Source organism: Bradyrhizobium sp. 23AC, from assembly GCF_054863025.1.
The window spans coordinates 184,700-210,255 of record NZ_JAVAYN010000007.1 but is presented as its reverse complement, the minus strand read 5'-3'; the positions used below and the strand labels follow the sequence as shown (position 1 = coordinate 210,255).

Annotated in this window: 21 protein-coding genes; 11 read left to right on the top strand and 10 right to left on the bottom strand. The window is 65.0% G+C overall.

Annotated features, from left to right (window positions below; all coding sequences use genetic code 11):
- Window positions 1-201: 201 nt before the first annotated feature.
- From RAD10_RS19030 to RAD10_RS19000, 7 genes are read left to right on the top strand one after another with little or no spacing between them, the layout of a single operon-like run.
- Window positions 202-2,427 carry a 4Fe-4S binding protein gene (locus RAD10_RS19030; RefSeq protein WP_461618918.1) on the top strand — a complete coding sequence of 742 codons (2,226 nt, stop codon included), beginning with the start codon at window positions 202-204 and terminating at the stop codon, window positions 2,425-2,427.
- Between the two features lie 22 nt (window positions 2,428-2,449).
- A complete protein-coding gene (nosZ, locus tag RAD10_RS19025; RefSeq protein ID WP_461618744.1) occupies window positions 2,450-4,396 on the top strand; it encodes a TAT-dependent nitrous-oxide reductase in 1,947 nt (648 codons plus the stop codon).
- 24 nt (window positions 4,397-4,420) lie between these two features.
- Window positions 4,421-5,776, top strand: a complete 1,356-nt coding sequence (locus RAD10_RS19020; RefSeq protein ID WP_461618743.1) for a nitrous oxide reductase family maturation protein NosD — start codon at window positions 4,421-4,423, stop codon at window positions 5,774-5,776.
- On the top strand, window positions 5,773-6,693 hold the full coding sequence (locus RAD10_RS19015) for an ABC transporter ATP-binding protein (protein WP_461618742.1): 921 nt from the start codon (window positions 5,773-5,775) through the stop codon (window positions 6,691-6,693). Before RAD10_RS19020 ends, RAD10_RS19015 begins: the two co-directional genes overlap by 4 nt.
- Window positions 6,690-7,517, top strand: a complete 828-nt coding sequence (locus tag RAD10_RS19010; RefSeq protein WP_461618741.1) for an ABC transporter permease subunit — start codon at window positions 6,690-6,692, stop codon at window positions 7,515-7,517. Before RAD10_RS19015 ends, RAD10_RS19010 begins: the two co-directional genes overlap by 4 nt.
- Window positions 7,514-8,086: a nitrous oxide reductase accessory protein NosL gene (locus RAD10_RS19005; RefSeq protein ID WP_461618740.1), complete on the top strand. Its 573-nt coding sequence runs from the start codon at window positions 7,514-7,516 to the stop codon at window positions 8,084-8,086. Before RAD10_RS19010 ends, RAD10_RS19005 begins: the two co-directional genes overlap by 4 nt.
- Window positions 8,083-9,078 carry an FAD:protein FMN transferase gene (locus RAD10_RS19000; protein WP_461618739.1) on the top strand — a complete coding sequence of 332 codons (996 nt, stop codon included), beginning with the start codon at window positions 8,083-8,085 and terminating at the stop codon, window positions 9,076-9,078. Before RAD10_RS19005 ends, RAD10_RS19000 begins: the two co-directional genes overlap by 4 nt.
- Window positions 9,079-9,086: 8 nt before the next feature.
- Here the strand turns inward: RAD10_RS19000 and RAD10_RS18995 are convergent, their stop codons facing one another.
- The 5 genes from RAD10_RS18995 to RAD10_RS18975 form a co-directional block, all read right to left on the bottom strand.
- Complete coding sequence (locus tag RAD10_RS18995; protein ID WP_461618738.1) at window positions 9,087-9,914, bottom strand: hypothetical protein; 828 nt, start codon at window positions 9,912-9,914, stop codon at window positions 9,087-9,089.
- 85 nt (window positions 9,915-9,999) lie between these two features.
- Window positions 10,000-11,289 (bottom strand): siderophore utilization protein FsrB, encoded by a 1,290-nt coding sequence (gene fsrB, locus RAD10_RS18990; RefSeq protein WP_461618737.1) that lies wholly within the window; start codon window positions 11,287-11,289, stop codon window positions 10,000-10,002.
- Between the two features lie 56 nt (window positions 11,290-11,345).
- Window positions 11,346-13,589 carry a TonB-dependent siderophore receptor gene (locus RAD10_RS18985; RefSeq protein WP_461618736.1) on the bottom strand — a complete coding sequence of 748 codons (2,244 nt, stop codon included), beginning with the start codon at window positions 13,587-13,589 and terminating at the stop codon, window positions 11,346-11,348.
- A 378-nt stretch (window positions 13,590-13,967) separates the two neighbouring features.
- Entirely contained in the window at window positions 13,968-15,965 is a 1,998-nt protein-coding gene (locus RAD10_RS18980; RefSeq protein WP_461618735.1) for a primary-amine oxidase, read from the bottom strand.
- Window positions 15,966-15,980: 15 nt separating this feature from the next.
- Window positions 15,981-17,171: a serine hydrolase domain-containing protein gene (locus tag RAD10_RS18975; RefSeq protein WP_461618734.1), complete on the bottom strand. Its 1,191-nt coding sequence runs from the start codon at window positions 17,169-17,171 to the stop codon at window positions 15,981-15,983.
- Between the two features lie 178 nt (window positions 17,172-17,349).
- On the opposite strand from RAD10_RS18975, the gene RAD10_RS18970 reads away from it, so the two are divergent.
- Complete coding sequence (locus RAD10_RS18970) at window positions 17,350-18,336, top strand: helix-turn-helix domain-containing protein (RefSeq protein ID WP_461618733.1); 987 nt, start codon at window positions 17,350-17,352, stop codon at window positions 18,334-18,336.
- Window positions 18,337-18,342: 6 nt separating this feature from the next.
- On the opposite strand, the gene RAD10_RS18965 is transcribed toward RAD10_RS18970, so the two are convergent.
- The 4 genes from RAD10_RS18965 to RAD10_RS18950 all read right to left on the bottom strand — a co-directional run bounded on the left by RAD10_RS18965 (window position 18,343) and on the right by RAD10_RS18950 (window position 22,780).
- Window positions 18,343-19,008, bottom strand: coding sequence for a methionine ABC transporter permease (locus RAD10_RS18965; RefSeq protein WP_461618732.1), 666 nt, complete (start codon window positions 19,006-19,008; stop codon window positions 18,343-18,345).
- A complete protein-coding gene (locus tag RAD10_RS18960) occupies window positions 18,998-20,149 on the bottom strand; it encodes a methionine ABC transporter ATP-binding protein (RefSeq protein WP_461618731.1) in 1,152 nt (383 codons plus the stop codon). Before RAD10_RS18960 ends, RAD10_RS18965 begins: the two co-directional genes overlap by 11 nt.
- Window positions 20,150-20,388: 239 nt before the next feature.
- Window positions 20,389-21,861 carry a DASS family sodium-coupled anion symporter gene (locus RAD10_RS18955; RefSeq protein ID WP_461618730.1) on the bottom strand — a complete coding sequence of 491 codons (1,473 nt, stop codon included), beginning with the start codon at window positions 21,859-21,861 and terminating at the stop codon, window positions 20,389-20,391.
- A gap of 112 nt (window positions 21,862-21,973) precedes the next feature.
- A complete protein-coding gene (locus RAD10_RS18950; protein WP_461618729.1) occupies window positions 21,974-22,780 on the bottom strand; it encodes an enoyl-CoA hydratase/isomerase family protein in 807 nt (268 codons plus the stop codon).
- A 121-nt stretch (window positions 22,781-22,901) separates the two neighbouring features.
- On the opposite strand from RAD10_RS18950, the gene nthA reads away from it, so the two are divergent.
- From nthA to RAD10_RS18935, 3 genes are read left to right on the top strand one after another with little or no spacing between them, the layout of a single operon-like run.
- Window positions 22,902-23,531 carry a nitrile hydratase subunit alpha gene (gene nthA, locus RAD10_RS18945; protein ID WP_461618728.1) on the top strand — a complete coding sequence of 210 codons (630 nt, stop codon included), beginning with the start codon at window positions 22,902-22,904 and terminating at the stop codon, window positions 23,529-23,531.
- Window positions 23,528-24,190, top strand: coding sequence for a nitrile hydratase subunit beta (gene nthB, locus RAD10_RS18940; protein WP_461618727.1), 663 nt, complete (start codon window positions 23,528-23,530; stop codon window positions 24,188-24,190). The genes nthA and nthB overlap by 4 nt, the downstream gene beginning before the upstream one ends.
- A complete protein-coding gene (locus RAD10_RS18935) occupies window positions 24,187-24,564 on the top strand; it encodes a nitrile hydratase accessory protein (protein ID WP_104462629.1) in 378 nt (125 codons plus the stop codon). Before nthB ends, RAD10_RS18935 begins: the two co-directional genes overlap by 4 nt.
- 168 nt (window positions 24,565-24,732) lie before the next feature.
- Here the strand turns inward: RAD10_RS18935 and queC are convergent, their stop codons facing one another.
- Entirely contained in the window at window positions 24,733-25,449 is a 717-nt protein-coding gene (gene queC, locus RAD10_RS18930) for a 7-cyano-7-deazaguanine synthase QueC (RefSeq protein WP_461618726.1), read from the bottom strand.
- Window positions 25,450-25,556: the final 107 nt, after the last annotated feature.

Sequence of the window (25,556 nt, the reverse complement as noted above, 5' to 3'; positions counted from 1 at the left end):
ATATTTTTGCTGGCCTTGACAGATGTGGGCACGCGCGATGACTTTGACACGTCAGCGGCGACAAATCATCGAAGAAGAATCTCAAAGCACGCGCGTCCGATAGGTCGCGCAGATCGCATTTGAATTGATATGTTGAAGCGACCGGATGACGATACCGCCTTCACAAGGCGTGCAGCGCTAGCGCTTGCGGGCTTGCTGCTGATGTGTCTGGCGTACATCTCGCCCGCGTGCGCCGCCGGTGACTTACCAACATACCTGCCGAAGATTACGCCTGCCGAGTTTTTCCCGGATGCGGATCGTTTCGGCCCGCCGCAAGGCGATCCGCCCATCGTACCAGTGTACCGCGGCGATCAGCTCCAGGGATTCGTTTTCCTCAACTCCGATTTCGCGAACTCCGTCGGGTACTCGGGCAAACCGATTCACTTGCTCGCCGGGATCGATCCGAAAGGCGTCATCACCGGCGTCAAGCTCGTCGATCACAAGGAGCCGATCGTGCTGGTCGGCATTCCGGAGGCGCGCATCGTCGCCGCCATGAACGCCCTGATCGGCAAGGACATGAAGCCTGTCGCAAGTGGTGCCGAGAAACCGCCGCAGGTCGACATCGTAAGCGGCGCGACCGTCACCGTGCTGGTGATGGGCGACAGTGTCGTCCGCGCGGCGTCAAAGCTCATCCGGAGCGGTCGCGTCGGTGGCGGTGACGGCGCGGCGGCTTCGGCCGCCCTTCCCCCTGTCGTCAAGACGCTCGATCTCGCGCGCAGCGAGGTGCGCGACTGGGAAAGCCTCGTCGGCGATGGCTCGGTGCGCCGGCTTCATCTCGGCATCGGCGATATCAACGAAGCCTTTGCGAAGTCCGGCAGCGCCGCGGCGAGCCAGTATCCCGAACCGGGTGACGCGAGCGATACCTTCATCGAGCTCTACGTGGCGCTCGTGACCGCGCCAACTATCGGCCGCAGCCTGCTCGGCGAGGACGGCTATCAGCGGCTGAAGGACAGCCTGAAGCCCGGGCAGCAGGCCATCGTCGTTGCCGGCAACGGCCCCTACTCCTTCAAGGGTTCAGCCTACGTCCGCGGCGGTATCTTCGATCGCATCGAAATCCTGCAGGAAGGCAACAGCACCCGCTTCCGCGACCGCAACCACATCCGTCTCGGCGCACTGGACGCTGTTGGCGCGCCCGAGTTCAGGGAAATCGGCCTGTTCGTCACCCCGCCTGAGTTCACCCTGGATCCGACGCAGCCGTGGCAGCTTCAACTGCTGGTGCAACGCAGCCTCGGCGGCCGCGACAAGGCGTTCCTGACTTTCGATCTCGGCTACACCCTGCCCGACAGCTATATACGCCGCGAGCAGCGTGCGGTGACGGTACCGGAGAGCGCGGCGCCTCCGGCCTCGCAGCAGGCCACCGCTGCGGCCGCCCCGCCCCCGGATGCAGACGAGCCGTTGTGGATGCGGATCTGGCGGTCGAGCACCGTCTCGATCGGCATCACCGCGTTCATGCTGGCCACCCTCACCGGCATCTTCTTCTTCCAGAATCTGCTCGTGCGCCGCCCGGTGTTCTACACCTGGGTGCGGCGGGGCTATCTCGCCCTCGTTCTGGTCTGGCTCGGCTGGTACGCAAACGCGCAGCTTTCCGTCGTCAACGTCGTCACCTTTACCAATGCGCTGGTGACGGGCTTCCGCTGGGAATTTTTCCTCGCCGCTCCGCTGATCTTCATTCTGTGGGCTGCAACGGCCGGCGGGCTTCTGTTCTGGGGCCGCGGCCCGTTCTGCGGTTGGCTGTGTCCCTTCGGCGCGCTCCAGGAGCTCACCAACACGGCCGCGAAATGGCTGAAGGTGCCGCAGATAACCGTGCCGTGGGGGCTGCATGAACGGCTATGGCCGATCAAGTACATCATCTTCCTCGGTCTGTTCGGCCTGTCGCTCTATTCGGTCGACATGGCCGAGCGGTTCGCCGAGGTCGAACCGTTCAAGACCGCGATCATCCTGAAGTTTTCGCGAAGCTGGCCCTTCGTGGCCTACGCAGTCGCCCTGCTCGTCATTGGACTCTTCATCGAACGCTTCTTCTGCCGCTACCTCTGCCCGCTCGGCGCCGCGCTCGCGATCCCCGGCCGCATCAGGACGTTCGAATGGCTCCGCCGCTGGGAAGAATGCGGGTCCCCCTGCCAACGCTGCGCCAAGGAATGTCCGGTGCAGTCGATCCATCCCGAGGGGCACATCAACGTCAATGAGTGCATCTACTGCATGCATTGCCAGGAACTCTACTACGACGATCACCGCTGCCCGCACATGATCCAGGTGCGGCTCAAGCGCGAGAAGTTCGCGGCGATGTCCTCGCCCGCGATGCGCTCAGGCGGCAAGGGTCCGGCGACCGTCATCACCGCCGGCGGCAAGCCTGTCGGCGCTTCACCCGTCATCTCTCCACCACCAAACTGAACCGGAAGCCGAGGAGGCAATCATGAGCGAAAACGAAAAGGCAAAGGGCGTCAGCCGACGAACTGTGCTGGGAACGACGGCGGCCGCAGCGGGCGTGGGCCTGGCTGGCGGAGCGGCGATGAAGGACGGCGGTTTCGTCTCGTCTGCGGATGCGCAGACCAAGGCGGCTGCACCGAAGGCCCCTCCTGCCCGGTCGGCCGTGCTGAAGACCGAGGTCGCGCCCGGCGAGCTCGACGAATATTACGTGTTCTTCTCGAGCGGCCAGTCCGGCGAGATGCGCATCGTCGGCCTTCCGTCGATGCGCGAATTGATGCGTGTTCCGGTGTTCAACCGCTGCAGCGCGACCGGCTGGGGCCAGACCAATGAAAGCCTCAAGGTTCTGACCGAGGGGCTGCAGCCCGCGACCCGCGAATTCCTCAAGGATCGCGGCGGCACCTACATGAACGGCGACCTCCACCACCCGCATATTTCGTTCACGGACGGCACCTATGACGGGCGCTACGCCTTCATGAACGACAAGGCCAACAGCCGCGTCGCGCGGGTGCGGCTCGACGTGATGAAGTGCGACAAGATCATCGAGCTGCCGAACCAGCATACGGTGCACGGTTTGAGGGTGCAGAAATATCCTCGGACCGGCTATGTGTTCGCCAACGGCGAAGATGGAGTGCCGCTGCCGAACGACGGCAAGATCCTCAACGACTCCAAACAGTATCGCTCCATCTTCAGCGCGATCGACGGCGACACCATGAAGGTGGCCTGGCAGGTGATCGTCAGCGGCAACCTCGACAACGTCGACGCCGACTATCAAGGCAAGTACGCCTTCGCGACCTGCTACAACGGCGAGGAAGGCGTCACGCTGGCCGAGATGACCGCCAGCGAGCAGGACTGGGTCGTGCTCTTCAACCTCAAGCGGATCGAAGAGGCCGTGAAGAAGGGCGACTTCAAGGAAATGAACGGCGTGCCCGTGATCGACGGCCGCAAGGGCTCGCCCTACACGCGCTACGTCCCGGTCTCGAACAATCCGCACGGCATGAACACGGCTCCGGACGGCATCCACATCGTGGCGGCCGGAAAGCTCTCGCCCACCGTGACCGTGATGGACGTCCGCCTGTTCGACCAGTTGTTCGACGACAAGATCAAGCCGCGCGACGTCGTCGTCGCAGAGCCGGAGCTTGGCCTCGGCCCGCTGCACACCGCCTATGACGGCAAGGGCAACGCCTACACCACCCTGTTCCTCGACAGCCAGGTCTGCAAGTGGAACATCGACCTCGCCAAGCGGGCTTTCAAGGGTGAGAAGGTCAATCCCATCATCCAGAAGCTCGACGTGCATTATCAGCCGGGCCACAACCATACCTCGATGGGTCAGACCAAGGAGGCCGATGGAAAATGGCTGATCTCGCTGAACAAGTTCTCGAAGGACCGCTTCCTGAACGTCGGACCGCTCAAGCCGGAGAACGATCAGCTGATCGACATTTCGGGCGATCAGATGAAGCTCGTGCATGACGGCCCGAGCTTCGCCGAGCCGCACGACGCGACGATCGTCCATCGCTCCAAGATCAACCCGATCTCGATCTGGGATCGCGCGGATCCGATGTTTGCCGATGCGGTCAAGCAGGCCAAGGCGGACGGCATCAATCTCGAAGGGGATTCGAAGGTCATTCGCGACGGCAACAAGGTGCGCGTCTACATGACGTCGACCGCGCCGGCGTTTGGTCTGGAGGAATTCCAGGTCAAGCAAGGTGACGAGGTCACCGTCTTCATCACGAATATCGACGCGGTCGAGGACCTCACGCACGGCTTCTGCATCGTGAATTACGGCATCCAGATGGAAGTGGCGCCGATGGCGACCGCGTCCGTCTCGTTCACGGCGAACAAGCCCGGAGTTTACTGGTACTATTGCTCCTGGTTCTGCCACGCCATGCACATGGAGATGAAGGGCCGGATGTTCGTCGAACCGAAGTCGGTTTGAAGTCGGTCTGATCGGAGCGACCTCGTGGGTCTGTTGTTACGCATGTTTCCGGCGGCGCTGGTCGCCGCCGGATTGTCCGGCTTCGCCGACGCGGAGACCTTGACGGCTGCGCCCGGGCAGCCGCTGCAAGCGGTGCTGGATGGCGCGCGCGCCGGCGACGTCATCGAACTTGCTCCCGGCGAATATCACGGCTCGATCCGGATCGGCCGGTCCCTGGAGCTGGTCGGGAGCCGAGGCGCGGTGCTCGACGGCGACGGCTCCGGCAACGTCATCACCGTCAGCGCGCCCGACGTCATAATCCGCGGCGTGACCATCCGGGCATCCGGCCGCGATCTGCAGGAGATGAATTCCGGGATCTTCCTGCAGAAGACGGCAGAACGCGCGAAGATCGAGGACAACCGGCTGGTGGGAAACCTGTTCGGTGTCTACGTGCATGGCGCCAAGGGCTCCCGGGTCGTCCGCAACGAGATCGAGGGACTGCGCGGCGGGCGTCTCAGCGAGGCCGGCAACGGCATCTCGCTGTGGAATGCGCCCGACGTCACCATCGCGAACAACATTTTCCGCTACGGCCGCGACGGCATCTTCTCGATCTCCAGCAGCAAGGACCGCTTCATCAACAATCGCTTCGAGCAGGTTCGTTTCGCCGTCCACTACATGTACACCAACGACAGCGAGATCAGCGGCAACGTTTCGATCGGCAACCATGTCGGTTATGCCATCATGTATTCGAACCGTCTGGTGATCCGCGGCAACTCCTCCGATCACGATCGCGACTATGGGCTGCTCTTCAACTACGCGAACTATGCCCAGATCGAGGACAACCGGGTCACGGGCGGCCCGCTCGGCTCGATGACACAGAGGGCGGAGGACGGTCCCGCCGACGAGCGAGGCATGCTTCCGCAGCAGGCACGGGAGACCACTCTCAAGAGTGGCCCGGAGAAATGCGTGTTCATCTACAACACCAATCACAACAAATTCCGCAACAACTGGTTCGAGCGCTGCGCCATCGGCGTGCACTTCACTGCCGGCTCCGAAGGCAACGAAATCTCCGGCAACGCCTTCGTCAGCAACGCCAACCAGGTGAAATATGTCGGCACCCGGCGCCTCGACTGGTCGACCGGGGGGCGCGGCAACTACTGGAGCGACAATCCGGCATTCGACCTCAACGGCGATGGAATCGCCGACACGGCGTACCGGCCGAACGACCTCATCGATCGCGTGCTGTGGACGGCGCCGGCTGCGAAGGTCCTGATCAACAGCCCCGCCGTCCAGGTGATCCGCTGGGCGCAGGCACAGTTTCCCGCGCTGCTGCCGGGCGGCGTGGTCGACAGCCATCCGCTGGTGTCGCCGCCGCGGACCCCGGTGAAGGAAACACGATGACCAGCACGGTACGAGTCAGCGACGTCACCAAGGTGTTTGGCCGGGTCGAGGCCGTGCGGGGTGCGTCGTTCACGCTTGGCCAGGGCGAGCTGGTGGCCTTGATCGGGCACAACGGCGCCGGCAAGACCACGCTCATGAAGCTCATGCTCGGGTTGATCCGGCCGACCAGCGGCGCCATCGAGGTTCTCGGAGACAATCCCGCCGCCGGCGAATTCGCAGGCCGACGGCAGCTCGGCTACCTGCCGGAGAACGTCTCCTTCGACCCCGCCCTCACCGGCCGCGAGACACAGGCCTTCTACGCCAGGCTGAAGCGAGAGCCGGTTGCCAAGGCGCTGGAGCTGCTCGACGCGGTCGGACTGGGGGCCGCCAGCCGCCGCCGGGTCAACACCTACTCGAAGGGCATGCGTCAGCGGCTGGGGCTCGCGCAGGCACTGCTTGGCGAGCCGCGCGTGCTGCTGCTGGACGAGCCGACCACCGGTCTTGACCCTGAGCTGCGCCAGACCTTCTATGACATCATCGCGCGGCTCGCGGCCCGCGGCGCGACCGTGCTGCTGTCGTCACATGCGCTGACCGAGCTCGAGGAGCGCGCCGGCCGGGTCATCATCATGAACCGCGGCATCAAGGTCGCGGACGGATCGATCGACGAGCTGCGTCGCCTCGCCCGCCTGCCCACCCGGATCCGCCTCAAGGTGGCTGGCCTTGCCCCGAGCGAGATGCCGCTCTGGGCGCCCAACGACGCGGCCTGCCGCCGTCTGAATGGCCACATCGTCGAGATCGACGCCGCGCCGGAGCGGAAGATCGAGCTTCTGCATCGCGCGACGGCCGCCGGCAATTCGGTCGAGGACGTCGACGTGGTCCCGCCCACACTCGACGAGCTATACGCTCATTTCCTCCGGCAATCGGAGCAGGCGCCATGAATGTCCTGATCATCGCCGCCAAGGAAATCCACCAGGCCATCCGCAATCGCTGGGTGCTTGCCGCAACGCTCCTGCTCGCCGGACTTGCGCTGTCGCTGACGTTTCTCGGCAGCGCGCCGACCGGGAACGTCGGCGTTCGCACCCTGGACGTGGTCGTCGTCAGCCTGTCGAGCCTGACGATCTTTCTCGTTCCGCTCATCGCGCTTCTGATTTCCCATGATGCCATCGTCGGCGAGATGGAACGCGGGACGATGCTGTTGCTGCTGAGCTATCCGGTCGCGCGATGGCAGGTGCTGCTCGGCAAGTTCTTAGGTCACCTCGCCGTCCTCGCGTTTGCGACCTGCCTCGGCTACGGCGCGGCGGTCGGAGCGCTGGCGGCGACGGGCAGCCAGATCGATAGCGACAGCTTCCTGGCGTTCGCGGCGATGGTGGGTTCCTCGGTGCTGCTCGGCGCCGCTTTCGTCGCCATCGGATATCTGGTCAGCGCGCTCGTGCGCGACCGCGGCACCGCGGCCGGAATCTGCATTGGATTATGGCTGCTGCTGGTGCTGATCTACGACATGGCGCTGCTGGGCGTGCTTGCGCTCGATCAGGGACGCAGCGTCTCGGCGAGCGTGCTCAACGCCATGCTGCTGTCGAATCCGACCGACGCCTACCGGCTGATCAACCTGACCGGGTTCGCCAATGTCAGCACCTTCGCCGGCATGGCTGGCCTTGCCCAAACCACATCCCTGACGATACCGGTCCTTCTGACCGCCCTGCTCTGCTGGACGCTGCTGCCGCTGGGGCTGGCCGCGCTCGCCTTCTCGCGGAGGGAGCTATGAGGCGCCGAACGATCCTCCTCGCCTTGCTGCTGCCGCTCGCGCTCGCGGGCTGCAACGAGAAGCAGGCCGCGAAGATCCCGCCGCCGCATCGGATGACCGCGGAAGACATCGGCCATTACTGCGGCATGAACGTGCTCGAGCACCCGGGACCGAAGGGCCATATCCTCGCCGCGAGCCTCATGGAGCCCGTGTGGTTCTCGTCCGTGCGGGACACAATCGCCTTCACCATGCTGCCGGACGAGCCCAAGGACATCCAGGCGATCTACGTGTCCGACATGGGCAAGGCGCCGGACTGGGACAAGCCCGGCGCCGACAACTGGATCGAGGGGCGCAAGGCGCTGTACGTGATCGAGAGCCGGGTCAAAAGTGGCATGGGCGGCGACGAGGCCGTTCCGTTCTCGGACCGGGCGGCGGCGGAGAAGTTCGCCGGAGAAAACGGCGGCAGGATCGTCGGCTTCGACGAGGTGCCCCGGGACTATGTCTTGACGTCGGCGAATGCCGCCGGCGCCGCTGCGGCCGACGAAGCGGCCGAAGCCCCGCCGGGAGAACGATCGAGGAGGACGCCATGACGCGAACACTGACGCGCCGACGCTTCATCCGGATCAGCGCGGCGGCAGCGGGCCTTGGCGCGCTGTCTCCAGGACACCCCGCTCGTGCAGAGGTCGCGCCGGTGACCTGGCGTGGCACGATGCTGGGCGCGGTGGCCACGATGGAGATTCACGACGAAGACCGCAGCCGGGCGGAGCGGCTGATCTCGCTGGCCTGCGCCGAGGCGCGGCGGCTTGAGCGGCTGTTCAGCCTTTACCTGAACGATTCCGCCCTGGTCGCGCTGAACCGGACCGGTGTCCTGATCGATCCCGCCGCCGAAATGGTCGATCTGCTATCGACCTCGCAGCACTATTCCACGCTGACGGGCGGTCTGTTCGATGTCACGGTGCAGCCGCTGTGGGATCTCTACGCCAGCCATTTCGCGCGAAATGACGCGGATCCGGCCGGTCCTGCGGCAGCCGCGATCGAGGCCGCGCTCGCGCGCATCGGCAGCAGCCGGCTGTCGATCAGCCGCGACCGGATCGTGATGCCCAAGGGCATGACCGTCACCCTGAACGGGATCGCGCAAGGCTACGTCACGGACAAGGTGGTCGACCTGCTGCGCACGCACGGCATCTCTCGCAGCCTGGTCGACATGGGCGAGGCCCGCGCGATCGGCGCGCGTCCGGACGGAGGGCCCTGGGAGATCGGCATCGCCGATCCCGACATTGTGGGCCGCACGAAGACGGTACTGCCGATCGTCGACCGCGCCGTGTCCACCTCGGGCGGCTACGGCTGCCAGTTCGATTCCAGGGCGCGCTTCAACCATTTGTTCGATCCCCGATCGGGCGGCTGCGCCCACCGCTATCGCAGCGTGACGACGGTGTCCCGCAGCGCCACCGCCGCGGATGCATTGTCGACGGCGTTCAGTCTGATGCCGGAAGATAAGATTCGATCGCTCTTGCCGCATGTCGACATCGACCGCGTGCATCTGATCGATGAGGCCGGTCAATCGGTCGAATTGTCGGCCTAACCTTCGCGCTACTGCAGTGGCAGCAGCTCCAACTGGCTCTGCGCCTTCTTGACCGCCGCTGCGTACCAGCTCTGGCTCGGCGCTTCCTTGGCGAAGCATTTTGTGTAGGCGTCCATGGCCTGATCCTCGCGGGCCATGTCGCCGCGCGGGTCCTTCTTGTTGACGGGTTTCGCCATCATCTGCTTCCACACGCGCTCGCAGGCCGGGATTTCAGCCGTCTTCACGGCGTTCGATGTGGCGAGGAAGTAGACCTTGTCGCCCTTGGTCGCGACGACGTCGATTTCATCCGGCGGCCCCTTGAGCCCGCCATTGCCGCGCAAGCCGAGCACGGCAACTGCAGCACTCGCGGATGCGGGCTTTGTGATCGGCAGCTCGGCATATTTGGCGAAGGCGGCGTCCTGGATCGCCTGATAATAGAAGCGGTCGGACTTGAACGCGGCGCCGCTCTCCTGCGGCATGCCGTCCTCGCGATGCTCGCGCAGCCAGTGCGCCAGAAGGGTGCTCGTGGTTACGACGGCTTGCGTCTTGTAACCTTCCGAGGCGAAACCGAGCCCGTCGAGATGGCCGAAGCCGATATCACTCTTGAAGAGCGTGTCGACGTTCGACTTGCCGTCCGCGGGAAGCCCCTTGATCGTGACCGGTCCCACCAGGCCGTGCAGCACGCCCGCCAGCTCCTTGAGCGCCGCATCATGCTGCTTGTAGATCTCGTCGCTCTCCTTGGCACTCGAGAATTTTGCGATGTAGCGATTGCGCAGGTCGAGATAATGCTGCTCGGGCGTAGCCGCATGGACGGGCGTCGCCAGGATGAGCAGGCAGAGCAAGGCAAGCGATTTCATTCGATGTCCGCGGACTGGGAGCGATCTCCAGTCTTTGTGCCCGCTGGAGGCGGGAAGGTTCATCGGCAACACCCGTACGGAGACCCTACTCCGCCGGCGTCAACTGCCGGGTCAGACGCACCGCCGCGGTCTCGCGCACGCGGATGCGGGCGCGGCGCTTGCGCCACCAGATCACGACGCCGGTGACCGAGAGTGCCGCCACGACCAGCCCCATGATCGAGATCAGGATGCGGCCGAACAGTCCGACGATGCGGCCCGAATGCAGCGGAAATTGCGCCTGGACGAAGATGTCGGCGGCAGTACCGACCCAGGGCAGCCGCTCGCCGATCGGGCGGCCGTCCTCGCTGTCGTAGTAGAGCTGGGCCGGGCCGACGCCGCCGGCGCCGTGGTCGTCGCCGGGGTGGAAGAAGGCGGCGGCGTAGACGCCATGGGCCGGGCCGTAATTGACCGAGCCGACCGGGATCGTCCATCCCCGCGCCTTGCCATCGGCGGCGGCGCGTGCGGCGATGTCGGCGAAGGTCACCTTGGGCTCGATGGGATCGTCGAGATCGCGATAAGGCCGCTGCTCATAGGGTGTCGGCGTGTAGTTCGACACCATCTTCATCAGCGGCGAGAACACCTCGAAATAGAGGTTCAGCGAGAACGCGGTGAAGGCGATGATGAACAGCACGCCCCAGGTCCAGAGACTGAAGGCGCGGTGGATGTCGAAATTGATCCGGTAGGTGCTGCCGGAGGTCTTGATGGTCCAGGCCGGCGCCCAGCGCGCCCAGAAGCCGCGCTCGAGCTGGCGCGTGACGGCAGGCGCCCGCGCCGCCTTGGCGCGCCTGCGCGAGGGCAGTGTCAGATAGAAGCCGACGAAGCAATCGATGGTCCAGATGATCGCGATCACGCCGAGCACGCGCATGCCCCAGCGATCGCTGCCCCAGAACTCTGGAATGTGCATCGTGTAGTGCAGCTTGTAGAGAAACGAGACGAAGTTTTCCCGCGTGACGGGCCAGACCGCGCCCCAATAGCGCCGGCCCAGCTCCGCGCCGGTGTTGGGATCGAGGAACACCTGATTGTAGTCGAGGGCGTAGCGCTTGCCGGTCGCCGGATCGATCCGCGGCATGACGAAGAACCACAGCGAGTGGCCCTCCTCCGGCGTCATGAAGAGGTAGACGACGCGCGCGCGGGGATCGCGTTGCTCGATCGTCTTGGCGAGCTCGATCGAGGGGATCGCCGGGCCCTTGGTCGAGACGTCGAACAGATGGCTGTTCAGGACGTCGTCGATCTCGTGATCCCAGGAGATGATCGCGCCGGTGATGCCGGAGAAGAACAGGAATCCGGCCGTGAGCAGTCCCGCCCAGCGATGCAGCTTGCCGAATATCGCTCTCATGGTCCTGCACTCTCATCCAGCAGGTCCGGCTCGCCATCGCCGGACCGTCTTCGATTTCACCAGCGATAAGTCAGCTTGCCGATGGCTTTCCGTCCCTCGGCATACATGCAGCCCGAAAGGCCGTAGCACGCCGCGACATAGCGCGTGTCCGCAAGGTTGGTGACGTTCAGCGACAGCCGCCAATTGTCACGGGTATAGGCAAGAAGCGCATCCAGCACTGTGGCCGATCCCACCTTGAACGTATTGGCGTCATCGCCCCAGGTCGCGCCGACATAGCGAACGCCGCCGCCGAACTGAAAGCCCGCCAGCATGCCGTTCTGAAGCGTGTAGTCGCTCCACAGCGAGGCGCGGTTGAGCGGCACGGTGACCGGCGCCTTGCCGACATTGACCGGATCCTGCGTGACCATGGCATCGATATAGGCGTAGGCCGCGCGCAGGTTCCAGCCGTCGGCGAGCGACATCGAGCCTTCGAGCTCGATACCGCGCGACTTCACCTGCCCGATCTGTTCGTAAAAGGTGGTTGCAGGCACGTACACAGCGACGTTGTCACGCGTCAGGTCGAAGGCCGCGAAGGTGAATAGCGCATTCCAGCCGAGCGGTTGATACTTGACGCCCACCTCGTACTGCACGCCGGTCTCGGGATCGAGCATCTGTCCCGACGGGCTGGTCGCGAGCTGCGGCAGAAACGACTCGGAATAGCTGAAATAGGGCGCGATGCCGTTGTCGAAATTGTACATCACGGCCGCGCGGCCGGTGAAGGCCGAGGCGTCCTTCGAGGTTGAAGTATCGGCCGGGGGCAGATTGGTATCGAGCTGCGTCGTCACGAAGTCCTGGCGGCCGCCGAGCTGGAACGAGAGCCGGCCGAGCTTGATCTGGTCCTGAGCATAGAGGCCGAGCTGCGACTGCTTGATGCCCTTGTTGTCGTACATGCCACCGAGGGCCCAGTCGTAACTGTAGACCGGGTTGAAGACGTTGATCTCCGGCGCCGAGGTCGTGACGGCGAAGGCCGTATCGCGGAACGTGGTGTTGCGATAGTCGAGCCCGACCAGGGTGGTGTGGCTGAGGATGCCGGTGGTGAACTTGCCCTGGAGCTGGTTATCCACCGCAAAGGAGTTGATGTAGGAGTTGCTATAGCTGCCGAAACGCCCCAGCTGCCCCGCCGCTTCGTCGGTGTATCCGGTGCCGTAGAAGGTCTTTTCCTCGTTGTGCTGATAGGCGTAACGCAGGTTCTGCCGGAACGTGATGTTGTCGGTGAAATTGTGCGACAGCTGATAGCCGGCGGTCGCAATCTCGGTGTTGAACGCGTTGAAGCTCGGCACGCCCGCGAAGAACGAGACCGGGATGGTGCGGCCGTTGTTCGGCCACACCGTGCCCGAGGCCGGCAGGAACTGCAGGCCCCACCCTGCCCGGTCGCGCTGGTAGTTGGCCAGCAGCGTGATGGTGGTGTCCTCGTTCGGCTTGAACGTGACGGCGGGCGCGATGAAGACGCGGTTGTCCTTGGTGAAGTCGACCTGGGTCTGGCCGTCGCGGACGACCCCGGTGAGGCGCCACAGCACGGTTCCGTCCTTGTTGGCGGAGCCTCCCATGTCGAACTGGCCCTGATAGCGGTTGAAGCTGCCGCCGGAGATCGAGACCTCGCCGAACTGCTGCGCCGTCGGCAGCTTTGTCACGTAATTGAGAATGCCGCCGGTGCCGCTGCCTCCATACATCGCCGAGGACGGGCCCTTGAGCACTTCCAGCCGCTCGGCCCCGTAGGGATCGAGGCCATTGAAGTGCACGTAGTTGCTCGAGGGGATCCGCAGGCCGTCGACATAGAGACCCGACATGGTCGTGTCGAAGCCGCGGATCTGGAGAGCGCCGAAGCGGGTGTCCGAGCCGCCATTGACGTCGCCGCTGACACCGGCGGTGTAGCGCAGCGCCTCGCCGATCGAGACCGCGCCCTGGTTCCTGACCTGGTCGGTGGTGACGACGGAGACCGACTGCGGGGTTTCGATCAGCGGTGTATCGGTCTTGGTCGCCGTGCCGCTTCGCGTCGCGACGAAGCCGCGCACCGGACCATTGGCACGCTTGCCCGTCGCGCCGTTCGATGAGGCCGACTGAGTTGGCGCGGCCGGCTGCGCGGGAGAGCGACGATTGGCGCGAGAGGTGCGTGTCGCCGCTCTTCGCGACGAAGCAACCGCTGCAGGACGGGCACGCTGAACCGGCGCATCGACGGTGACAGCGGGAATCTGCGTCTGCGCCTCCACGGAACCAAAGGGAACCACGAGCGAGAATGTGCTGACCGCTCCGAGGAGCAGCATCCGAATCTGTCGACGACGCGTGCCCTCACGCGAAGAAAGTTGGTAGTCGGTCACGTCTTTCGAGGCCCCACGCACTGCCGGCTTTGCCGGTATCGTTTTTGGTGTCCCGCCCTAACTCAGGCGGTTTCGGAGTGCGATAGGAACGAAGTTAGAATCTCTCCAGAGGCGTGCGCAGCGCGTGCGACGAATGCGCTCATGCCGAATTGCCGCGCACGGTGCCATGCAGTCGTCGTGCTCCACATTTGGAATGCTTCTAGATGGAAACACTCCCTCACCATTCGGCAATGGCTGGAAACGATCAGCTTGCTACCGCGCGAGAACCGCCAACGACCGGCGCGGTCGGCGCTACCGAAAAATCCGATCGAGCCCGATCGAACTCTATGACTTGCCGGCGCGGCAACACGATTCGTCGGCAGTGTTGCTCGCGTGTGCCAGCACGCTGCGGCTGTTGCGGTCCGGCGGGATGTCGCCGGCCGCATTGGCGGCGAAAAAGCCGGTCGGCTTCAGCACGAAGCCGGCATATTCCACCGGCATGATCGGAAAGTCCTCGGGCTTGCAGACATGGGTGTGGCCGAAAGAGTGCCACAGCACGATGTCGGCATTCTCGATGTTGCGGTCCTTCGCGGCATAACGCGGCAGGCCATCGCCGCCGGCATGGACGTTGGGATAATCGCCGCTTGCGTATTTCTCGGCCGGATCGAACGCAGTCACCCAGACATGCTTGGTCGCGAAGCCGCCGCGCTTGCGCACGTAACTGCCCTCCTGCGCCAGCATCAGCGGGCTCGGATTGACGACGAGCTTGTAGGCCGGGGCATTGCCGACGGAGTTGGTCTCATTGGGATTGCTGATCTTCCAGAACCGGCCGGTTTGGCCGTTGGCGATGCCCGCCGCGTCATGCTCGCGCGACAGCACCCGCGTCGTGGTGTCGAAGACGTTGCCGTGCGGATTGTCGTCACCCCAGGGCCGCGGCACGAAATCGTGTTCGGTGACGGTGTTGCCGCCGCCGTCGAGATCCATGTGCAGGCGGACGTTGAAGAAGTGCTGGTGCGTCGGTCCGCCCAGATGGTCGTCGACCATGCCGCCCCATTTGTATGTCTCGCCTGACGGCACCGCGGCGGTCTGGATGATGCCGGTGAGCTTGGTCTCCAGCTGGATCGTGCCGTCCTGGTAGAGATACCAGTAGAAGCCGTAATCGTAATTTCCGACGGTGGCGAAAAACGAGATCACGAGCCGCCGCGAGCGGCGGACCTCGAACAGGCCGTTGCGGAATTCGTAGTGCTTCCAGGCGATCCCGTAGTCTTCCTCGTGCATGCAGATGGCGTTCTGCATGACGAAGGGCTCGCCCTTGCTGTCCGCCGCCGGTACGTCGAAATAGCGGATGTTGCCGAGACAGTCGCAGCCGAGCTCGAGCGCGTTCGCAAGCATGCCGAGGCCGTATTCGCCGGCATCGAACGCCGACTTCCAGAAATGGTTCGCGGTCGGATCGGCGTAAGGTACCACCATCTCGGTGACGCTGGCGCGATGGATCAGGGAGCGCTTGCGCGCGCCGTCCTGGTAGGCGAGCTGATGCAGCACGAGGCCCTCGCGCGGCGTGAAGCCGATGCGAAAGCTCCATTTCTGCCAGTCGACCTTCCAGCCATCGACGCGAAAGCTCGCGCCCTCGGGCTGCTCGATGTGCAGGGGCTTGATGTCGGCGCGCGGATTGGTCACCTCATGCGCGCCGTAGTTGCGCTTCTTGCGCGGAATCGGCACGATCGGATCCTCATCCGTGAGGTCGATGACCTTGCCGCCGATCAGGTCAACGACAGCGACCACGCCCTCGATGGGGTGCGCATAGCCGTTGTCCTGAAGGTGCTCGCGAAAATAGCTGACGGCACGCACGATACGGGCGCAGCGCTCGAACTCCTTGTCGAAGAACCCCGACGAGAACGGATCGACCTGGACCAGCTCGATGTCCTTGTCGGAGAGCCCGCGCCGCAGCATCGCTGCCCGCCAGCCCGGATCGGCCTTCACCACGGCCTCGCACTTGAAGAATTCTTCCAGCATTACCGGCGGCTGCCCGTAGGGCGCCTCGCGGTTCGGGATGATCTTGCGGCCGACGATCTCGCCGCGGCCGAGATCGACGATGTGCTCAATCGCCTCGCCCGTGGTGACGTCGAGCGTCAACGCGAAGGCGCGGCGCCCTGCGCCGCCTGCGGCTAGCTCATGCTTGGTCGGCTCCTCCAACCGGACCGTCGGGAAGCGGCAGTTTTCCGGGGAGGTCGCAGCAGAGCGAACCAGCGCGCAGGCGGCGGTGATCTCCTCGACCGTCAACGGATCGAGCGGATGCGGCGTCCCGGTCTCTGTTTGCGATTTGGCTTTGACGATATCGAGCATGGCGATGTCCAGAAATCAGGCGAGATGCGCGGTGATGGCGCTGAAGGCGGCAAACCAGCGCTGGTCGATCGGCACGTCCATCGCCTTGGGCTGTGTCGCGAGCTTGACGATGACGGTGTCCGAGTCGAGGTCGACATAGAGGTGCTGGCCGTGAATGCCGATCGCGGTGAGCGCGTTGCGCGACGGATCGATCGTGAACCATTTGCTGCGGTAGCGCGCGCTCGGGAAGAACTCGGCGAGGTCGCCGTCGGCCCAGGCCTTGGGATCGCCATTCTCGCGGATGTCATCGATCCACCAGCCCGGCACCACCTGCCGCCCCTCGACCACGCCGCGGCAGCGGATCATCTCGCCGAAACGGATGAGGTCACGCGCGGTGACGGAGATGCCGCCGGCGATGCGGCCCATGCCGTGGCTGTCGAGTGTGAGCGAGCCGTCCTCCTCCGCGCCCAGGGGCTGCCAGAGATATTCGGAGAGGATGCGGTGATAGGGCATGCCGCAGGCACGCTCATAGACCCAGCCGAGCACCTCGGTATTGGGCGAGACGTAGTGGAACACCTTGCCGTGCGGCTCGCCGGTGCCGCGCAAGGTTGCGAGATAGGCGCGCTGGTGGCCTGCTTCGACGCCCGGCGGCGGCACGTCCCAGCCCGAGGAGAACCGATAGCGCGCAACGTCGCCGGCGGGGTCCTCGTAATCCTCCTCGAACTTGATGGCGACGGCCATGTCGAGCAGGTTGCGGACAGTGCAGCCGGCGTAGACCGACGGCTCCAGCTCCGGTACGTAGCGCACCACCCTCGCCTCGGGATCGAGCAGCCCGCGCGCGGCCAGCACGCCGCCCAGCGTGCCGGCGATCGCCTTGCTGATCGAGCAGATCAGATGCGGCGTGGTCACGCTCATGCCGTCGCCGTACCATTCGTGGATCAGCGTGCCCCGGTGCATGACGAGGAGCGTATCGGCAAAGGTCTCGCGGAGCGTGGCTTCGATCGTGGTCTCCTGGCCATCAGGCGCGGTGAAGCCGAGTTTTGCCAGTTCGCGCGGCGCGCTTCGCATCAGCGTCGGCTGCGACGAGCGGCGGATCTCTGCGGTCGGCAGCACTTCACGGGTGTGGGTAAAGCCCCAGCGAATCGCGGGAAAGCTGCGCCAATTGGCGCGCGTCACCTGCGCCTCGGCCGCGGGCGGGCTGCCGCGCATGATCTCGGTCGGTCGCATCTCGATCCCTCCGCAAAGCGCCGTCCCGGCTGCGATGTCGGAACGGCAGGACCGAAGCCTGCACCGCGGCGCCATCGGGCGTTATCGAGATCCGGCAATATTTTGCTGGACAGCGCCGATGGCCGTGCCAGTCTGGCGTGGCTCTTGCCCGCTGTCGGGTGGATTTCGACGTGTCGTCATGCCCTTAGGCGCAACTCTTCCGACTCTGGACTCGGCTGCCGGCCTGTTTCGGGCCAGCAGTACCGATGTCGATGAGCATTGCGCTTCGCTCGGTCGCTGGCGGCTCAGCTACGACCAGATCAGCGCCGGAGCCTTCAGGGGCAGCTTCACCCAACTCTCCCTGCCCCAGCTCGACGTCTTCCGCGAGATCACCAGCCAGCAGGTCCGCCAATACGGCCAGTTGGGGGCCGACAGCTTCGGCATCGGTCTGCCCTGGCACAGTGACGGCGAAGTCAATTGCAACGGCGCCAGCGTTGCAGGTGCCCAGGTCATCGCCTGCATCGACGCCGAGGTCGATATGTGCACGCCGAAGTCATTCGAACTGCGCGGTGTTGTCGCCAGCGCGGCGCTGATCGAGGAGCTTGCGGCCCGGCTCGATATCGAGCTGCCACGCGCAGTCTGGCACCAATTGCGGGTGATCGAGATGGCGCAGGCACCGGTCGCGCGATTGCGCGCTCACCTTGCCGCGATCCACGAGACCATCTCGACTGCCCCCGAACGGTTCGACGATCCGGCCGTCGGGCAGGCGCTGGAAGACGCCCTTCTCGTCGAGATCATGGACATGCTGCCGACCGCACGCCCCAGCGATCCCGGCCGCAGCGCCGCGGCGCGCAAGCGCACCGTCGATCGTGCGCGGGCGCTGATGCATGGCAGCGGCGATCGCTCGCTCTCGCTGCTGGAGGTCTGCAAGGCGGTCGGCGCCAGCCCGCGCAAGCTCGGCTATTGCTTCCAGGAGGTTTTGGGAACGAGCCCGATGCACTACTGGCGAGCAATGCGGCTGAACCGCGTGCGACGGGATCTGAAACGCGCCGGCGGCACCGATGCCTCGGTCTACGACGTCGCCGTGCAGCACGGTTTCTGGCACTTCAGCCAGTTCTCGCTCGATTACAAGCGCCACTTCTCCGAACTGCCCTCGCAGACGCTGCGCCGCGCCAGGTGTACCTGATCCGGCTCAGTGATGCCGCAGCCGGCGATTGACCCGACGCGCCAGATAATCGCCGGCGCTCTGGACGAGCTGCACCAGCGCGATCAGCACGACGACAACGGCCAGCATCATCTCCGGCATGAAGCGCTGATAGCCATAGCGGATGCCGAGATCACCCAAGCCACCGCCGCCGACCGCGCCGACCATCGCGGAGTAGCCGAGCAGACTGACCACGGCGAGCGTCAATGCCAGCAGAAGTCCCGGCAGCGCTTCGGGGATCAGCACCTTGAACACGATCTGAAGCGGCGAGGCGCCGAACGAGGACGCGGTCTCGATCAGGCCGCCATCGACCTCGCGGATGGCAGCTTCGACCAGACGCGCGATGAAGGGCGCCGACGCGATCGTCAGCGGCACGATCGCGGCGGTCGATCCGATCGAGGTGCCGGCAACGAGGCGCGTGAACGGGATGATGGCAACGACGAGGATGATGAACGGTGTGGACCGCGTCGCATTGACGACGATGCCGAGGACGCGATTGACGATGGGAGCTGCGAACAGCTCCCCCTTTCGGCTGGTCGCGAGGAAGACGCCGAGCGGAAGGCCGAAGGCGGTGCCGAGCAGCGCCGCGATGCCGACCATGTACAGGCTCTCGAAGGTGGCCTGGATGATCAGGTTGATGAGTTCAGGCGACATAGCCGAGATGCTCCGCCGGGAATTGATGTTGAGCGAGAAAGGCGAGCGTGCGCGCCACTGCATCCTCGCCGCCAGAAATACCGAGAGGAATGCCGAGAACGAGCGAGCCCACATGCTGGCCGCCGATCTCGTCGATTCGCGCCGCCAGCAGCGACACGTCGAGGCCGAGCTCGCGGGCGAGCCGCGCGACCAGGGTGTCGCCGACCCCTGCCCCGCGCACCTGGAGGCGGATCACGGCCTGCCCACCGGCAGACGGCTCCGCCACGATCCGGCTCGCCAGCGAGACGGGCAAGCTGTCGCCGGTCACCTCGGCCAGGAAGGATTGCGTGATCGGATGCTTGGGGTGGGTGAAGATATCCGCGACATGGCCGCTTTCGACCACATGGCCGGCGTCGAGCACCACGACGTCCCGGGCGAGCTGGCGCACCACGGACATTTCGTGGGTGATCAATACGATGGTCACTCCGAGCTCGCGGTTGATGTTCGCGAGCAGATCGAGGATCGCGCGCGTCGTCTGCGGATCGAGCGCGGAGGTCGCCTCGTCCGACAGCAGCACGCTCGGCCGCGTCGCCAGCGCCCGGGCGATGCCGACGCGCTGCTTCTGGCCGCCGGAGAGCTCTGACGGATAACGGTCGTGCTTGTCCGAGATGCCGACGAGCGCAAGCAGCTCGGTGACGCGGGCCTTGATATCGGCCTTGGCCCAGCCGGCGATCTCGAGCGGCAGCGCGATGTTGTCGGCCGCCGTGCGCGACGACAGCAGGTTGAAATGCTGGAAGATCATGCCGATCGAGCGCTGCGCCAGCCTGAGTTCGCGCCCCGCCAGCGCCGAGATGTCGCGGCCGTCGACGACGACGCGCCCCGTAGTCGGCTTCTCTAGCCCGTTGATGAGCCGCACCAGGCTCGACTTGCCGGCGCCGGAGCGGCCGATCACGCCGGTGATGGAACCGCGCGGTATCGCGAAGTCGATGTCTTGCAGCGCATTGACGCCGGGCTTGCCGCGATAGGCCGGATAGGTTTTCGCGATGCCGGCGAAACGGACCATCGCGTCCGGCTCAGCTGCGGCAGGTGAAATCGCTTCGAGCCTCTCGATCGGCTCTCCGACCGCGAGCGATTGGTGGGCATTCATGGAAGCGGCCTTCATGCACAATAGTTCGCTTGCCCGCCGCCCCTGGGGCGCACGGGAACCGGGTCGCATTCGAGCGACAGGGGTGAAACTGCGGTGAGGGTTCGGGTGAAACACGCTGCAACGCAGCACGCACCATCGCGCTTTCAGGTCGGTCTTGCAATGTCAGATATTTGGAAGGAGTTGGACGAAGTTTTCCCAAACCCTGCCCGGAGAAGAATATTCCTTCGCCGGGGCTGTCAGCGTCCCGCCCGAGCTCATCCCATCTGCAACCATGGCAGCACGATCAGCAGGAGCCCGGCGAAATAGAGCAGCCCGAACAGCAGGCCAAAACCCCAGAACTGGCCCTTCCCGATATAGCCGCTGCCGAAATACATCGGCGCCGGCCCGGTCGCGTAAGGCGAGATCACGCCCATCAGGCCGAGCGAGTACATGCAGAGCATGGCGAGTGTCGTGACCGGCAGATCGGGGATGCCCGATCCGACCGCGAGCACGACCGGCAGCACGGCGGCGGCGTGCGAGGTGATGCTCGAGAAGAAATAGTGGATCCAGAAGAACAGCGCGACCAGCAGCAGCATCGCGGTCGACGGCGACAGCCCGGCGAGCGGTTTTGCGTATTCGGTCGCGAACCATTTGATGAAGCCGATCTCGTTGAGGCCCGAGGCCAGCGTCAACAACGAGGTGAAATAGAAGAACACCTCCCAGGCGCTCTTCTCGCTAACAATGTCGGCAAACTCGATCACGCCGGTGACCAGCATCAGGGAGATCACGATGAACACGACGGTGGTGGCATTGACGAAGTTCGAGCCGAGCACGGGAATGTGGATGTCCGGGCTGGAGCCCGCGATCCACAGGAACATCGCGAGCACGATGAGGCCGAGCATGATCCACTCGTTGCGCGACATCGGACCCATCCCGGCGAGTTCCTTCGCCGCCCATTCGGAAATCTCGGGGCTGCTTTTCACCTCCGGCCGGCACACCAGATAGCTGAGCAGCGGCACGAGGACCATCAGCAGGATGCCGAGCGGCGCGAAGCCGAGAAACCACTGGCCCCAGCTGACCTCGACCCCGGCGGTCTTCTTGGCGATCGCCAGCGCCGCCGCGTTGGGCGCAAGAGCGGTGAAGAACAGCGAGCTGGTGACGGCGGTCGCGGCAAAGGCCGTCCACATCACATAGGTGCCGATCCTGCCGGCGGTCGGCCCCGGCTCGGAGCCATAGATGCGCGGGATGTTGCTGATGATGGGATAGACGATGCCGCCGCTGCGCGCGGTGTTCGACGGCGTTGCCGGCGCGAGCAGTAAGTCCGACATCGCCACGGCATAGCCAAGGCCGAGCGTGTTGCGGCCAAGGCGCTGCACCAGCACCAATGCAATGCGCCGGCCGAGCTGGCTCTTGCGATAGCCGATCGAGAACACGAAGGCGCCGACGATCAGCCAGACCGTGCTCTCCGCAAAGCCCGCCAGCATCCAGCGCAGCGACTTGCCGGGATCAGGATCGATATAGCCGGCAACGCCCGCGACCGTGAGTCCGATGAAGCCGACCGCGCCGACCGGCATCGATTCCAGGATGAGCCCGGTGATGACGGCCGCGAACACGGCGAAATAGTGCCACTGATTGACGTTGAGCCCTGCAGGCACCGGCCACAGATAGATCACCAGCCACACCGCGAGCGGCGCGACCAGTTTCCAGCGAAAGCCTTTCGCCTCCGGCGCCTGCGAGCTAGCAGTCATGGGCCCTCCCCCTCGATCGTCGTCGCCTGTGCGGCCCGTGGGCCCAGCCTGCTCTTGTCTCTGCGCCGCGTATAGGGACTGCCGGTTGTGCGATCAATGGCCTGGCATGAATCTACCGCCCCTTGAAGCGCGGCTTGCGGCGGCCCAGGAACGCCTCGACGCCCTCCTTGTGATCCTCGCTGAGGCTGGCGAGCGCGAACTGGTCGACGTCCATGTGGCTGGCGAGATCGTCCAGCGCATGCGCGAGCCGGTTGACGGTCAGCTTCGTCATCGCGACCGAGAGCGGCGGCTGCGCAGCGACCTTGCGCGCGAGATCCATGGCGGCATCGAAGGCATGGCCCGGATCGACCACCTGCTCCACCAGGCGCCATTCATGGGCCTCATCCGCCGAGATGCGCTCATCAGCCAGGATCACCGCCTGCTTGGTGCGGGCCGGCCCCATCAGGTGCAGCATGCGCGGGATGCTCTGCCAGCTCATGTTCATGCCGAGGCCGATTTCGGGCACGCGCAGATGCGCATCGCGGCCCATGATGCGGAAGTCGAGCGCGACGGCAAGCGCGACACCGCCGCCGACACAAAAACCCTCGATCGCCGCGATCGTGATCTGCTCCATCTCCTGCCAGGCGTGCGTCAGACGTGGTCCGAGCTTGAGGTGCCGCCGCAGCGTGCCGAGGTCCATCTCCTTGCGCGAGCGCCCCTCGGCGTCCTTGAGGTCGAAGCCGGCGCTGAATGCGCCCGAGCTGCCGGTCAATACGACGACCGACGTCGCGGCATCGTCCTCGAAACTGCGCGCCGCCGCGGTCAGCTGCCGCAATGCCTCGGGTGACAGGGCATTGATGCCGTCGCCCCGATCGAAACGCACCACCGCAATCCGCCCCTCGGGCCCGAGGCCCCTTTCGATCTTCACGTAGTCCGTCACCAACGTCTCCCCATCTGCTTTGCGGCGATGCTAGCCTACACCCGGCCTCACGAATATGGGACCCGGTTGCGCCGCTGCGCATACTCGACAGGCCCAGGCCATTGCGCCTATCTTCGCCGCCATGAGCCACGATCACGACCATCACCACGAACACGACCATTCCGAGCTGTCGGAGACCGAGCTGCGCGTGCGCGCGCTCGAGACGATCCTGACCGAAAAAGGCTATGTCGAGCCTGCCGCGCTCGACGCCATCATCCAGGCCTATGAGACCAAGATCGGCCCGCACAACGGCGCACGCGTCGTCGCCAAGGCCTGGACCGATCCGGCATTCAAAAAGGCGCTGCTGGAGGACGGCTCCAAGGCGATCGGCACGCTCGGCCATGTCAGCCGCGTCGGCGACCATCTCGTCGTGCTCGAGAACACACCCGCGCGACACAACATGGTCGTGTGCACGCTGTGCTCCTGCTACCCCTGGGAAATGCTGGGATTGCCGCCGGTCTGGTACAAGGCGGCGCCCTACCGCTCGCGCGCCGTGAAGGATCCGCGCGGCGTGCTCGCCGATTTCGACGTCACCCTGCCGAAGGACATGGAGATCCGGGTGTGGGATTCCACCGCGGAGACGCGCTTCCTGGTGCTGCCAATGCGGCCCGAAGGCACCGAGGGCTGGAGCGAGGAGCAGCTCGCCGAGCTCGTCACGCGCGATTCCATGATCGGCACCGGATTCCCGCGACAGCCCGGAGCGCCGTCATGAACGGCGTCCACGACATGGGCGGCATGGACGGTTTCGGTAAGGTCGAGCCGGAGCCGAACGAGCCTGTCTTCCACGAGGAGTGGGAGTCCCGCGTGCTGGCGATGGTGCGCGCGATGGGCGCGGCCGGCGCCTTCAACATCGACACCTCGCGCTTCTATCGCGAGATGATCCCGCCGCACGTGTATCTGTCGAGCTCCTACTACAAGAAATGGTTTCTCGGGCTCGAGGAGATGCTGATCGAGAAAGGCTACCTCACAAGGGAGGAGGTCGCCGCCGGCCATGCGATGCAGCCTGCAAAGGCGCTCAAGAATGGCAAGCTGAAGCGCGACGATGTCGAGCGCACCATGGTGCGCGGCAAGTTCGCCCGCCCTGCTCCGGCCCCGGCAAAATTCAACATCGGCGATCGTGTGCGTGCGAAGAACATTCATCCGGCCACGCACACGCGGCTGCCGCGCTATGTGCGCGGCCATGTCGGCGTGGTCGAATTGAACCACGGCTGCCACGTGTTTCCGGATTCAGCGGCGATGGAGCTCGGCGAGAATCCGCAGTGGCTCTACACCGTGGTGTTCGAAGGCCGCGACCTCTGGGGCGAGGACGGCGATCCCACCCTGAAGGTCTCGATCGACGCGTTCGAGCCGTATCTGGACCCGGCGTCATGAGCGGCACCGCTGCTGCCGCAGCCACCGCGGCCATACCTAGCATTCCCCGCGATGACGACGGCCCGGTGTTCCGCGCGCCTTGGGAGGCGCATGCGTTTGCGATGGCATTGACGCTGCACGAACGCGGCGTGTTCACCTGGCCGGAATGGGCCGCCGCCTTGGCCTCGGAGATCAAGCGCGCCCAGGCCGCCGGCGATCCTGATACGGGCGAGACCTACTATCTGCACTGGCTCGCCACGCTGGAAGGTCTGGTTGCGCGCAAGGGTGTCGCCTCGACGGAAACCCTGCACCGCTACCGCGACGCCTGGGACCACGCGGCCGATCGCACCCCGCACGGCAAGCCGATCGAGCTCAGGCCGGAGGATTTTGGGTAGGTCGGGAATGGGTACGCTTGTGCCAAGCCCTGCGCTGTCATTCCCCGCGAAGGCGGGGAATCCAGTACGCCGCGGCCTTTCGGCTCAAGCACGGTCTCTGGAATACTGGATCGCCCGCCTGCGCGGGCGATGACAGCGGAGTGGACGGTAATGAAAGAGCGCGGAGCGCTATTTGCGCCCCGCCACGAACTCCCGCCACCCCTTCGCCCGCAGGCTGCACGCCGGGCATTCTCCGCAGCCATAGCCCCAATCATGCTGCGCGCCGCGTTCGCCGAGATAGCAGGTGTGGGAATGTTCGCGGATGAGGTCGACTAGCCCCTCGCCGCCGAGATCTTGCGCGAGCTGCCAGGTCGCGGCCTTGTCGATCCACATCAAGGGCGTATGCAGATCGAATGGTCTGGCCATGCCGAGCGAGAGCGCGGCCTGCATGGCGCGGATGGTGTCGTTGCGGCAATCGGGATAGCCGGAATAGTCGGTCTCGCACATGCCGCCGACGATGTGGGTGATGCCGCGCCGGTAGGCCAGCGCCGCCGCAAAAGTCAGGAATACCAGGTTGCGGCCGGGCACGAAGGTGTTGGGCAGGCCGTCGGCGCCCATCGCGATCGCGACATCGCGGGTCAGGGCGGTCTCGGACACCGCCGCCAGCGTCGGGATCGACAGCGTATGGCTCTCGCCGAGCTTCGCAGCCCAATCCGTGCGAAGTGCTTTGACGCCCTCGAACAGCCGGTCGCGGCAATCAAGCTCTACCGCATGACGCTGGCCGTAGTCGAACCCCAGCGTCTCGACGCGCGCAAAGCGGTTGAGCGCCCAGGCGAGGCAGGTGGTGGAATCCTGGCCGCCGGAAAACAGCACCAGCGCGGTTTGTGATGAAAATGCGTCGCTCATGGTCCGCGCTTTAGCACTGCAGACGCGGCCCGCCAATCAGTGGAAATCGGCCTGTTCCGCCCCGCCGCGCTGGGAACGGCGGGCCGCTTTTGGCATAAGGTTTTGGA